The organism is uncultured Methanobrevibacter sp. (genome assembly GCF_902801725.1).
In the GTDB taxonomy this organism is placed as follows: Archaea; Methanobacteriota; Methanobacteria; order Methanobacteriales; family Methanobacteriaceae; genus Methanocatella.
This window is the reverse complement of sequence record NZ_CADCJB010000013.1, coordinates 1-12574: the sequence shown is the minus strand read 5'-3', so window position 1 is coordinate 12574 and position 12574 is coordinate 1. Positions and strand designations below refer to the sequence as shown.

The following is a 12574-nucleotide window of genomic DNA, read 5'->3' as shown; positions in this document are numbered from 1 at the left end:
ATAATCATAAACCCCTCAACCAAAGGGAAAGATAACCGACTTTTGGAATTACAACCAGATTATCACCAATTTTTACAACTTTAGACTGGATTTGGCTTGGTGAAACATAATACGGATCGGGAGCATTATTGTTGTCACCCTTAATCAGATACATCGTAGTTCCATTAATATCCACAATATCAATAACTCTATGAATTACCGGTTGATTAAACCATTTTGCATCATAAACAACAACATCCCCTTTTTGGATATCATTTACGTTGAATTCTTGGATACCCAGAAAATTGGCCTTTTCAACCATTACAATATCTCCCCTGTAAAATGCAGGTTCCATACTTCCTGAAACAACTACATTCAAATGCTGTGCAGCTATCAAAACTATAATCAATATAACAGCATATGATGCAATCTCTTTCCAATCTGTCACAATAACACCTTTTTATCATTTATTTGAATGCCACTCTTAAGGCATTGTCAATAGCTTGAGAAGTCTTTTCCAAATCCTCCATACTGTGTGCACTTGAAATAAAATTGCATTCAAATTGGCTAGGAGGTATGAAAACACCTTCTTTTAATAATTCTCTAAAGTATACTAAAAATCTGTCACTGTCTGATTTTTTAGCATCTTCGTAGTTATAAACTTCATTTTCATTGAAATAAATTTGTAACATTGAAGCCAAACCAACAGGTTGAATTTCCAATCCTCTTTCTTCAACTGTTGCTCTTATTTCGCTTCTAAGGAAATTTCCTTTGCTTTCCAAATCCTTATAAAACTTGTCATCCAACTGAGACATGGTAGAAATTCCCGCCTGAACTGAAATAGGATTTCCAGAAAATGTTCCTGCCTGATAAACCGGTCCGCTAGGAGCAATCAATTCCATTATTTCTCTTTTACCACAGAATGCACCCATTGGAAGTCCTCCTCCAACAATCTTACCCAGTGTAGTCAGATCCGGAGTAACTCCATAATATTCCTGAGCTCCACCTTTTGAAGCCCTGAAACCGGTAATCACTTCATCAAATATCAATACAATACCATTTTCTTCAGTTATTTTTCTAATAAATTCCAAAAATCCTGGTTTTGGTTCAATGCATCCAATATTGCCCATAACTATTTCCATTATAATACAGGCAATGTTTTCTCCTTCTTTTTCAATCAGTTCAGTTAAGGCTTCCTCATCATTGAATGGAACAGACAAAGTATTTTTAGTAGTGTCAGTAGGAATGCCCGGAGAGTCAGGCAAGGTTGCAGCACCGGATCCGCCCTTAACTAAAACATAGTCATGTGCACCGTGATACGCCCCTTCAAATTTAACGATTTTATCCCTACCTGTAAATCCTCTTGCAAGCCTTATTGCACTCATTGTGGCTTCGGTTCCGCTGTTACAAAATCTCACCATTTCAGCTGAAGGAATTCTGGAAACCACTTCTTTTGCAAGTTTAATCTCATTTTCAGTAGGAGCACCATAAGCGCTTCCGATAGTCAATTGATTTGAAACTTCCCTTACGACTTTCGGATTGGCATGGCCTAAAATCAAAGGACCATATGCCAAACAATAATCAATGTATGTATTTTCATCAACATCAGTTATTTTAGAACCACCTGCACTTTTTACAAAGAAAGGATATGGTTTAAAAGCACGCACTGGAGAATTCACTCCACCTGGAAAGTAATTTTTAGATTCATTGAATAATTCTTCAGAAAACATTTTAATTCACCTTCATAAATGTTGAATTAAGGAATTTACACATGCTACAGCAATAGGTGTACCGCCTTTAGGGCCTTCAACTACAATATTTGGAATATTTGAATTCTTTAAAGCTTCTTTGGAATCGGCAGCACCTACAAAACCTACAGGAACTCCGACAATAGCCTTAACATTCATTTCACATTTTTGATATAAATCCATAGCTTCAAAAACAGCTGTCGGAGCATTGCCTGACACAACAATGCCTTCAAAATCATTTTGCGCCGCATATCTAATTGCAGCGGCTGCCCTTGTGATTTGTTCCTGTTTTGCAATTTGCTTTACTTCTTCATTTTTAATATAGCACTCCACTTCTCCAGGGTATTGTGTAATGCCATACTTAACCATATTGATATCGGTTAGAATAGTTTCATTATTCCTTAAAGAAGCCATAGCCACATCCACAAAATCTGAACTCATATGTACAAGTTTTGCATATTCAGGATCGGCAGTTGAATGAACAATTCTCTCAACAATGTCCCTTTCAGCAGGATTTAAGTCTTTTACATCATCTCCAATAAGGCCACGGATAATTTCCCTACTTTTTGTAGCAATATCCATACCTTGTTTAGTTGATGCACCCATGAACATTTTGTCTGTCATATTATAATTTTTGAATTAAATATATGTTAAACATTTTGTTTATTCAAGATAAATTTTAAAAATAGAGTAAAAAGTCAAAACTATTTTTCACTGGCCGACAGACCTGCCAAATAACCTGTAGAAAAAGCAATTTTTAAGTTATAGCCTCCTGTCGGACCATGCACATCCAAAACTTCCCCAGCAAAATAAAGACCTGGTGTTATAGTTGATTCCATTGTCTTCGGATTGATATATTTCAAATCAACACCGCCAACAGTTACTTTGGCCAGATTGTCATTGAATCCTATGACTTTAAAAGTGAAGCGTTTCAAATTCTCAATCAGCCTGTTTTTGCTTTTCTTATTAATTTTGGACAATTGGATTTCAGGGTCAATATCTACTTGTGATAAAAAGAAAGCCACAAAACTGTTTGTCAAAAACAATTTCAGATAATTCTTAATCATTGTCTTTCCCTTGGATTGAAAGTCTGATGTGAACCTATCCAAAAGAGCTTCGCGAGTGTATTCTGGGCATAAATCAATAGCTATCTCCAAATCAACATCAGGTTCATTTTCCAATAGGTTATAACTTATACTTTCGGATATTTCATTGCTTAAATTTATAATTCCCGGACCGGTCAGACCGACATGTGAAAACAGCACGTTTCCCCTAACTTTGCTTTTCTTATAACTTATAACAACATCGCTTAGAGTCACTCCGGCAATATCTGACAAATCCATTTCAGTAATTAATGGTGAAAGCCCATATTTAATGTCTGTCAATGGCTGTGAAGTTAATGAGTAATTTTTTATGCTGCAGCCTGTCTGAGGATAAGTTATGCCACCGGTAGCAATTATAATCCTATTTACCTTTATCTTATCATTAATAATAAAGTCCTCAGTAATGGTTTTTACTTCAAAGTTATAACTTATAACTACATTTTCCAACTTTTTAATGAGTCCTTCCAATACATCTCTGGACTTTTCACTTTTGGGAAAAACCCGATTATCCTCCTCTTGGATAAACTCAAAGTCAAACAGTGAAAATAAATCTTCATTTGTAAATGTATAAAAAGAGTGTTTGAGGAAATTTTTATTGTTAAAAGAATCTAATAGCTGTTTTATTGACTTATTGTTGGTGATATTGCATCTTCCTCCGCCGGTCAGCAGGAGCTTGCGCCCCAATGACGGATTCTTTTCAAGCAATATTACGCTGGAGGAATTTTGCCCGGCCGCAATTGCAGCCATCATTCCGGCAGGTCCTCCTCCAATAACAGCTATGTCATATTCTTTCATTCTAATCAAAAAAAGAAAATTTAAGGGGTTAATCTGTGTCTGTCTCTTGGGAAGAGTACACATTCACGGATGTTTTCAGATCCTGTAAGCACCATGGTTAACCTGTCAGCACCTACACCCCAACCTGCGTGAGGAGGCATACCGTATTCGAACGCTTTGAGATAGCTTCCAAATCCAGCAGGGTTTAATCCTCTTTCTTCAATTTGTTTTACGAGTAAATCATATTGGTGAACACGAGTTGCACCGGAAGATAACTCCAAGTTGTTATACATCAAGTCGAAAGCATGGGAATATTGCTCTTCACCTTCAACAGGCATTACGTAAAACGGCTTGATTTCAGAAGGCCATCTGGTTAAGAAATAGAATCCACCCATGGTGTCACCCAATACTTTTTCGGCTTCACGGGATAAATCTTCTCCCCATTCCATTTCAACATCTTTGGAGTTTACAATATCAACAGCTTCATCATAGGTTACATGAGGGAAATCTCCACTAGGAACCTCTAATTCATGGCCTAAAATCTCCAATTCGGAAGCGCAGTTTTCATTGACATCTTTCAATACCTGAATAATCATGTCGTTTAGGATTTTCATTACGTCTTCATCGTCAGCGAATGAAGCTTCAGCATCGATAGAAACCGCTTCGTTTAAGTGTCTTAGGGTATCATGCTCTTCTGCCCTGAAAATTTGACCTATTTCAAATACTTTATCCATTCCAGATGCCATCATCATTTGTTTGTACAATTGAGGGGATTGACCGAGGAATGCTTCTTTTTCAAAGTAAGTGATTGGGAATAATTCTGTTCCTCCTTCAGTAGCTGAAGCTACAAGTTTAGGAGTGTTAATTTCATAAAATCCATTATCATAGAAGAAATCTCTGATAGTATGGAACATTTGACCTTTAATTTTAAATATTGCAGAAACATTATCCTTTCTTATATCCAAAAATCTTGAATCCAATCTTGTATCAATTCCTGCTTTAACCTTTTCAGTAGGATCCATTGGTAAAGGCTGGTTAGCTAAGTTTAATAATTTGATTTCTTTTGGTAAAACTTCAACACCATTTGGTGCTTTTCCTGCTTCTTGAACAGTACCTTTAATAGCTACAACGGACTCTTTTCTAAGTTCTCTTAATTCTTCTAATATTTCTTCGCCTACTTTTTTACTTGGAGCAGTTACTTGAACTCTGCCAGTTACATCACGGATGATTACAAACATGATTCCACCGAAATCACGGATTTCATGAACCCAACCCATGATAGTAACGTCTTCGCCTGCAATATCAGGCTGGCATTGGTTAGCGTAATTAGTTCTTCTCCAATCGTTTAATAAACCTTGCAAATTATTCACCTCGAGGTTTTTAAAAAAATTAATAATAATGATAAATTTTCATTATGATTTTACTTTGGTTTTAATGTTTAATAAACGTATGTAAAATAGGAAAAAAACTGCCTGAAAAAATATTTTGAACTAAAAAAAAGTTATAACTTATAACTAATAAGATTTAAAAAATAAAAAAAGAAATAATAATAAAAAATTATTATTTATTGAAGTGAGTATTGTCCAATTGACCTGTAGTAGCATCTACAGTAATTGTACCTGCACTCATATCATTATGGGTGCTGTCCACAATATAGAAGATATAAGTGTCTCCAGATTGTTCATGCCTGTCAATTTTCATACCATTTAAATTCATTAAGTACTGGTCTACAAGATTTTTACACTCATCAAATGAAAGTTTAGAAGATGATGAGCTTGAAGAAGATGGACTTGAAGATGGACTTGATGAACTTGAACTAGGAGCAGCTACTGAACTGCTTGGTGAACTTGAAGAAGCAGGCTGGCTAGAACTTGAAGATACAGGGCTTGAACTAGCGGAACTACTTTCTGCTGAACTTGGAGCGCTGTTACTGGAAGAGCTGTCATCCAACAATTTTGTGGATACTTCATCAGCCAAATCATCACCGGATGAAGTAGTGGTATTTTGACCGTCCGCTGAAGTTTCATTATCATCAGTAATTATGACTCCGTTTGAATCGGAATGATCTTCTGCATTGCCTGTTGAAGCGTCTGAAGAGGAATCATCAGATACAATTTCAATATTATTGAACATGGACTGTTCAAGGTTTTCATTATGATTATCAACTACAAGTACAAGAGCATTTTCAACAAGGGCTAAATTAAATATATTGGTATTCACGTCACCTATAAGAGGCATGATTAAATTGAAATCCTTATGCATGTCCATTTTTGGTGAAACAATATTTATAATAGGAGCAGGTTTTTGTGATTTATGATTGTCACTGAATACAACATTGTTTGCTATTTTAGTAGTGAGTTCACCATCTTTAGAACCTACAGCAACTCCTTCTTGACCATTAGTTACCAATATGTTTATTGTGTCTCCTTTTTTAAATGCTACAGACTGTGGCGGTTGATTTTCAACCGGAACCACTTTTGAATTTTTTGTATTTTTCAAAAATTTAATCATTGAGTCATTATTCTTAAATGTGTGAAGGGTAACGCCATATTTGCTATCCTTATAAACGCCATCCCCGGTTTTAACAAAATTAGAATCTGAAGGTACAGAAATCTTAATACCATCAAATACTTCTTGTTTCATTGATTGGTCACTGTTTAACACATTTGCGCCAACCACACCGGCAGAAATGATACCAACAATTAAAATAAGAAATAAAACATGAGTATCAATTTTCATTAACTTTCACCTAAACTTATTATGTATACAATGTATGTTTTTTATGATATAAATACTATAAAAAATATATAAAATAGTAACAAAACAAAATTTTTAAAACAAAAAAAGGTGTTATAAAATATGGTTAAATGTCCAGAATGTGGAAAAGAAGCACATGATAATCCATATTGTGCCAATTGCGGAGCTAAAATTGAACAAGATAATGTTTGTCCGCAATGTAATGCTGAACTGGATGAAGAAAGTGTTTTTTGCCCAAAATGTGGTACAAAAATTGATGACTCAGCGGATGACGACAGTCAAACTGAAGACAGCCCGGAAGAAACAGAAGAAAGTACACAGGAAGAAGAAAAAACTGAAGAGGTTAAAGAGGCTGAAACAAAAACAGACACTGCAGAAAAAACTGAAGAGGTTAAAGATAGCGAAACAAAAACAGACACTGCAGAAAAAAGATATTGTCCATACTGCAACAGCGAAATTGATAATGAAACAGTATTCTGTGCAGAATGCGGAAAGTCCGTAGAAGTGGATAAACAATCATTTGCAGGAATAAAAAACACAATAAACTTTAAGAGCTTAATTATATGTACTTTAATTTCAATTATATTGTCTGTGTTCCTCTCACTGATATTTTCTTACATTTTTGCAAATGTAAAAGGAGATTATTACCCTATCGGATTTATAATTAGCCTGATTATATCTGTTGGAATATTCGGATCATTTAAAGAAATAATCAACGGTGGCCTTTTAGGAATCATTACCGGACTTGTTTTAGGTCTTCTAAGCAATTTTATCGTGGAAGTTGCAAACGGATTCTCCTTCAGCTATGAAATGCTGTTCGGATATCCTGCGATAATATTTACAATACTCGGACTGATTATCGGTATCGTTTCATCAAAATCCTTCAGAAAACACATTGTCAACCGCATTGACGTGGAAAATGTATTTTAATAGCTATCCAATAGCTATTTTTTTAACTTTTATTAAATTGAAAATAAAAAAAAAGGTTTATAAGGGTTTTAACTTATAAACATTATTTTAATCTTGTTTTGAATGAATTTGCATGGGCAAAGAATCCCTCATATTCAGCAATAGGTACTGAAGTTTTGGACAATTGCCTAAGACCTTCTTTTGTAAGCCTTTGAACTGTAGGCTTTTTAATGAATGCTTCAGTTGACAAACCGGAATACATTTTTGCTCCTCCACCGGTCGGAAGAACATGGTTTGTGCCTGAACCGTAATCGCCTGCCGCAACTGGTGAATAAGCACCTAAAAAGATAGAACCTGCATTATTAATGTGTGATAATGTTTCATCGTCATCTGATGTGGATATGATTAAATGTTCGGGAGCGTATTCATTTGTAACGTGAATTGCCTCTTCAATTGTGTTAGTGATAATGATTTTTCCACTTTTTTCAAGGGATTCCTCTATGATTTCACGCCTTGGTGCAGTTTCAGTTAATTTTCCAACAAATTCATCAGTCTTAATAGCCAAATCCTTTGAATCAGTCACCAAAAAGCAGGATGCATTAGGATCATGTTCTGCCTGAGCCAATATGTCTGTTGCCAAAAATTCCGGATTTGCAGTTTCATCAGCCAATATAAGCACTTCAGAGGGACCTGCCGGAAACTCAATATCTACTTGACCATAGACCAATTTCTTTGCAGCTGTAACGAATATATTGCCGGGACCTACAATTTTTTCTACTTGAGGTATGGATTCTGTACCGAATGCAAGGCCTGCAATCGCCTGGGCACCTCCGACCTTATAGATTTCATCAGCACCTGCAATATCCGCAGCCACCAAAATCGCATCCAAAATCTTCCCATCCTTTTGAGGAGGAGTTACACAGACTACCTTTTCGACACCGGCAATCTTTGCAGGAATCACTGTCATCAGTATTGATGAAGGGTAAGCTGCACGGCCTCCAGGTATATAACATCCGGCAGAGTTAATAGGTCTTACTATCTGGCCTGCAACAATGCCGGGATTTACTTCCATTTCCCATTCAGATGGAATTTGTCTTTTATGAAATTTTTCGATATTTGAAGCTGCCTGTTTTAAAGCAACAAGTAAAGACTCATCCAATGTTTCATAAGCCTCATCAATTTCATCTTTGGATACTTTCAAATTTTCTATTGTAACCCCGTCAAACTTTTCTGTATACTGGCGAATAGCGTCATCCTTATTAATTTTGACATTGTCCAAAATGTCAGATACGATGTCTAAAACCTTGTTTACATCTTCCTCTGACCTTTTGATTGTTTCTGTTAAATCTATTTCTGAATAATTAAGTATTTCCATTTTAACACTACCTTAAAATAGCACCAGTATCTGCAGAGTGAACCAGTTTTTGATATATAGCTAACCAACCGGATACATCGCTTTGAGGGTGTTTAAGGTCACTTAATCTTTTTTCAATTTCTTCATCACTAAGTTCAACATTAATCAGCCTGTTGTTAATGTCGATTTCAATTATATCCCCATTTTGTATAGCGGCTATCGGTCCATTTTCTCTGGCTTCAGGAGACACATGTCCAATACAAGGCCCTCTTGTTCCACCTGAGAATCTTCCATCTGTTATTAAACCTACATCCTTAATGTTCATTCCTGCAAGTGCGGAAGTCGGATTTAACATTTCACGCATTCCGGGACCTCCTTTTGGACCTTCATATCTGATTACAACAATGTCGCCTTCAGTGATTTCATGGTCAAATATGGCTTTTGTCACTTCCTCTTCGGAGTCATAAACTTTTGCAGGCCCTTTAAGATGCATCAGATTATCGGCAACAGCACCTTTTTTAACTACGCTTCCGTTAGGGGCAAGATTACCTTTTAAAATAGCAATTCCACCATCTTCATGTACAGGATTATCCAAAGTATGAATTACATCAGTGTTTTTGTTTTCAACTGTTTCAAGGTTTTCCCTGATTGTTTTTCCGGTTACTGTCAATTGATCTGTATCAATTTTATCTCCCAATGTTTTTAAAACAGCCTGAATTCCTCCGGCAAAGTGCAGGTCCATCATGGAGTCTTCACCGGCAGGTGAAATCAATGCTATATGAGGCACTTTTCTTGATATTTCATCGAAGAGTTCCAAGTCAACATCTACTCCTTCAACTTCACTGGCAATAGCGGGAATGTGAAGGGCAGTGTTTGAAGAACCACCCAATGCCATATCTACAGCAATCGCATTGTTAAATGCTTCCTGAGTCAGGATGTCTGAAGGTTTGATATCATCTTCGACGAGTTTGATGATTTGCTTTCCGGATTCAAATGCAATCTGGTCGTTTTCTTCTGTTCTTGCATGAGTTGTAGCGCAGGTCGGCAGGGACAAACCGAATGTTTCGGTAAGGCATGCCATGGTGTTTGCTGTAAATAAACCTGAGCAGCTTCCGGCTCCAGGACATGCACATTTTTCAAGCTCATATACTTCTTCTTCAGACATTTTTCCTGCAGAATAGGCACCAACAGCTTCGAAAACAGTGATCAGATCCGCAGGTTTGCCTTTATATTCACCGGATTGCATTGGACCTCCAGTAACTACAATACTTGGAATATCCACACGTGCGGCACCCATTATCATTCCCGGAACTACTTTGTCACAGCTTGGAATCAATACTAGTCCGTCAAATGCATGGCCTTTGGTCATGCTTTCAACGGTTGCTGCAATGATTTCACGTGAAGGGAGTGAATATTTCATTCCCTCATGGTTCATACTGATACCGTCACAAACCGCCATAGTATCAAATTCAAATGGAATACCTCCGGCGGCAATGATTCCGTCTTTTACAAACTCGACCAGTTCTTTCAAATGAATGTGGCCAGGCACAATATCTGTAAAGCTGTTAGCTATTCCAATGAACGGTTTTTTAAAGTCATCATCATCAAGCCCACAAGCCCTTAAAAGGGATCTGTGAGGAGCCCTTTGAATACCTTTTTTAACACTATCACTTTTCATTTAATCACACAATTAATTTAATCAATATGTATATATCTTTCTAATATCTTTTATAATATTGGAATTGAAAAAATATAATATTTGATTATTTATATGTAGATTATATGATTAAAAATAACTGAAGAAAAATTATGGTCATCACATATTTAAAATTCGATTAAAAAAATAGCAATTTGAATGATAGAATTTAATTATATTAAAGCTAAAAGCAATTTGCTTGTAGAAAAAAATAAAAGAAAAGATGGGAAAATTCATTTCCCACTTACAAATATGTTAAAATTTTATTCCCTTTTTAAACGTACAAAAACTACAGACAGCAATGCCAAAATGACAAGTGCAATCGGATTACCTGTTTGGTATACAGTTAACGGATTTGAAGATGAAGTGGATTCATTCTTTACAATATCTGTTTTGTTTTTAGGATTGGTTTCATTAGGTATGATTTTAACAACAGATGTGTCGTTGTTATTGGCCATACTTATTTCTGGAAGGTCACAACTTGTATTTGCATAGATACGTGCAATGCCAGTACCTAATGCTTTATAAACAAGCTTCAATGTAACCTGTTCTCCCATATCCAAATCACCAATCTTCCAAATACCCCTTGATGGGTCTACTGTTCCTTTAGATGCCGCATATTTAATAAATTTAACATCTCCAGTCACATAATAAGTAACAACAGTATTTATTGCAACATTCGGACCATAATTTATAACAGTAATAGTCCAAATAAATTCATCTCCAACTTTAAGTACCTGTTTATTTGAATCAATCTTAAGCCCTAAATCAACAATTTGAATAACAGTGACAATTTCAGAATCGTTATTATTGTCTTTGTTAGGGTCATAAGAAGAAGTTTCAGCATTAACAATGTTTTTAATAGTTCCATTTAAAATTGTAACTTCAGTAATCAATTTTAATGTAACAACTTCACCATTGTTTAATGAACCAACACTCCAAACACCATTCTCATAGGAGCCAACATCTGCCCTTGCAAATAATAATTTTAATCCAGAAGGTAATTTATCATTTACAACGACATTTTCAGCTACATCAGGACCGTTATTGGTTAATGTAATAGTCCAAACGACTATATCATGAATATTAGCTTTAGCAGTATTTGCTTCTTTAACGATGGAAATGTCTGCTTGAGGATGAACGACGATGGTATCATTACCCACGTTATTTGTTAAATTACTATCGTGAGTATCACTAGTAACATTGGCAATGTTAGTAATAACAGCATCACTGACTAAAACTTTAGTTTTAATATTTAAAACCGCAGTATCGCCATTAGCCAATACACCAATATACCACATATTATCAGAGAAAGCACCATCAGATTCAATAAATTCTAAACCTTTTGGCAAGACATCATAAACAGCAACGTCAATTGCCCTGTCAGGACCATTATTTGTAACAGTAATAGTCCAGGTAATAATTTCACCAGGTCTAGGATTTGGATTGGAAACAACCTTAACGATTGCCAAATCAGCCTCATGACCAATATCAACAGTAGCGTTATCCTCATTATTAGTTAAATCAAGATCCGGAGTATCACTAGTAACATTAGCAACATTAGTAATAACAGCATCAGTGACCAAAATTCTAGTTTTAATATTTAAAACAGAAAACATCACGAACAAAAGCATTAACCGCAGTATCCGGACCATTATTAGTAACAGTAATAATCCAAGTAACAACATCACCCGCTTTTGGATAATGAGGACTTACAGTTTTATCAATGCCCAAATCAGCATAATTTCCAACAGTGATTGTATCATTGTCCTTATTGTTTGTCTCATTCGGGTCATGAGTATCTGAGTCAACTACAGCAACATTAGTAATTGTCGCATTAGTAATGTTCACTTGAGTAAGTATATTTAATGTAACACTGGCCTTGTTTTGTATTGTTCCGATAGTCCAAACTCCTTTGACATTATCATAAGCTCCGTTAGAGTCATCACTGACATAAACTAATCCTTTTGGTAAGGTATCATTAACAACAACGTCAATTGCCCTGTCCGGACCATTATTAGTAACAGTAATAGTCCAGGTAATAACATCACCAAAGTGAGGGGTTGAATTTGATACAACCTTAACGATGGCCAAATCAGCCTCATGACCAATATCAACAGTAGCGTTATCCTCATTGTTAGTTAAATCAAGATCAGGAGTATCACTAGTAACATTAGCAACATTAGTAATAACAGCATCAGTGACCAAAATTCTAGTTTTAATATTTAAAACAGCAGTAGCACCGTTAGCCATA

10 protein-coding genes and 1 pseudogene are annotated in these 12574 nt (G+C 35.7%); 1 reads left to right on the top strand and 10 read right to left on the bottom strand.

The window, feature by feature from the left end:
• Window positions 1-4: 4 nt before the first annotated feature.
• From QZV68_RS03965 to QZV68_RS03940, 6 genes are all read right to left on the bottom strand, one after another.
• Entirely contained in the window at window positions 5-427 is a 423-nt protein-coding gene (locus tag QZV68_RS03965; protein WP_296878813.1) for a signal peptidase I, read from the bottom strand.
• Window positions 428-446: 19 nt separating this feature from the next.
• The gene (gene hemL / locus QZV68_RS03960; RefSeq protein ID WP_296878811.1) at window positions 447-1709 is read right to left on the bottom strand and encodes a glutamate-1-semialdehyde 2,1-aminomutase; all 1263 of its coding nucleotides are present in this window, start codon (window positions 1707-1709) and stop codon (window positions 447-449) included.
• Between the two features lie 12 nt (window positions 1710-1721).
• A complete protein-coding gene (locus QZV68_RS03955; protein WP_296878809.1) occupies window positions 1722-2351 on the bottom strand; it encodes a cobalt-precorrin-8 methylmutase in 630 nt (209 codons plus the stop codon).
• 80 nt (window positions 2352-2431) lie between these two features.
• Entirely contained in the window at window positions 2432-3625 is a 1194-nt protein-coding gene (locus QZV68_RS03950; protein WP_296878807.1) for an aminoacetone oxidase family FAD-binding enzyme, read from the bottom strand.
• Window positions 3626-3645: 20 nt separating this feature from the next.
• The gene (gene aspS / locus QZV68_RS03945; RefSeq protein ID WP_296878805.1) at window positions 3646-4965 is read right to left on the bottom strand and encodes an aspartate--tRNA(Asn) ligase; all 1320 of its coding nucleotides are present in this window, start codon (window positions 4963-4965) and stop codon (window positions 3646-3648) included.
• A 199-nt stretch (window positions 4966-5164) separates the two neighbouring features.
• Window positions 5165-6343, bottom strand: coding sequence for a hypothetical protein (locus QZV68_RS03940; protein ID WP_296878803.1), 1179 nt, complete (start codon window positions 6341-6343; stop codon window positions 5165-5167).
• Between the two features lie 120 nt (window positions 6344-6463).
• On the opposite strand from QZV68_RS03940, the gene QZV68_RS03935 reads away from it, so the two are divergent.
• Entirely contained in the window at window positions 6464-7291 is an 828-nt protein-coding gene (locus QZV68_RS03935) for a YrzE family protein (protein WP_296878801.1), read from the top strand.
• Between the two features lie 82 nt (window positions 7292-7373).
• Here QZV68_RS03935 and hisD read toward each other — a convergent pair whose 3' ends face one another.
• From hisD to QZV68_RS03915, 4 genes and pseudogenes are all read right to left on the bottom strand, one after another.
• Window positions 7374-8645, bottom strand: coding sequence for a histidinol dehydrogenase (gene hisD, locus QZV68_RS03930; RefSeq protein ID WP_296878799.1), 1272 nt, complete (start codon window positions 8643-8645; stop codon window positions 7374-7376).
• Window positions 8646-8652: 7 nt separating this feature from the next.
• Window positions 8653-10302 carry a dihydroxy-acid dehydratase gene (gene ilvD / locus QZV68_RS03925; RefSeq protein WP_296878797.1) on the bottom strand — a complete coding sequence of 550 codons (1650 nt, stop codon included), beginning with the start codon at window positions 10300-10302 and terminating at the stop codon, window positions 8653-8655.
• A gap of 281 nt (window positions 10303-10583) precedes the next feature.
• The gene (locus tag QZV68_RS03920) at window positions 10584-11939 is read right to left on the bottom strand and encodes a DUF11 domain-containing protein (RefSeq protein WP_296878796.1); all 1356 of its coding nucleotides are present in this window, start codon (window positions 11937-11939) and stop codon (window positions 10584-10586) included.
• A pseudogene (locus tag QZV68_RS03915) lies at window positions 11917-12574 on the bottom strand (hypothetical protein); the annotation flags it as partial. The pseudogene QZV68_RS03915 and the gene QZV68_RS03920, both read right to left, overlap by 23 nt.

Excerpts from the sequence above, each read along its gene's own strand:
- hemL (WP_296878811.1), bottom strand. The coding sequence starts at position 1,709 with ATGTTTTCTGAAGAATTATTCAATGAATCTAAAAATTACTTTCCAGGT.
- QZV68_RS03955 (WP_296878809.1), bottom strand. The coding sequence starts at position 2,351 with ATGACAGACAAAATGTTCATGGGTGCATCAACTAAACAAGGTATGGAT.
- QZV68_RS03950 (WP_296878807.1), bottom strand. The coding sequence starts at position 3,625 with ATGAAAGAATATGACATAGCTGTTATTGGAGGAGGACCTGCCGGAATG.
- QZV68_RS03940 (WP_296878803.1), bottom strand. The coding sequence starts at position 6,343 with ATGAAAATTGATACTCATGTTTTATTTCTTATTTTAATTGTTGGTATC.
- QZV68_RS03935 (WP_296878801.1), top strand. The coding sequence starts at position 6,464 with ATGGTTAAATGTCCAGAATGTGGAAAAGAAGCACATGATAATCCATAT.
- hisD (WP_296878799.1), bottom strand. The coding sequence starts at position 8,645 with ATGGAAATACTTAATTATTCAGAAATAGATTTAACAGAAACAATCAAA.
- ilvD (WP_296878797.1), bottom strand. The coding sequence starts at position 10,302 with ATGAAAAGTGATAGTGTTAAAAAAGGTATTCAAAGGGCTCCTCACAGA.
- QZV68_RS03920 (WP_296878796.1), bottom strand. The coding sequence starts at position 11,939 with ATGTTTTCTGTTTTAAATATTAAAACTAGAATTTTGGTCACTGATGCT.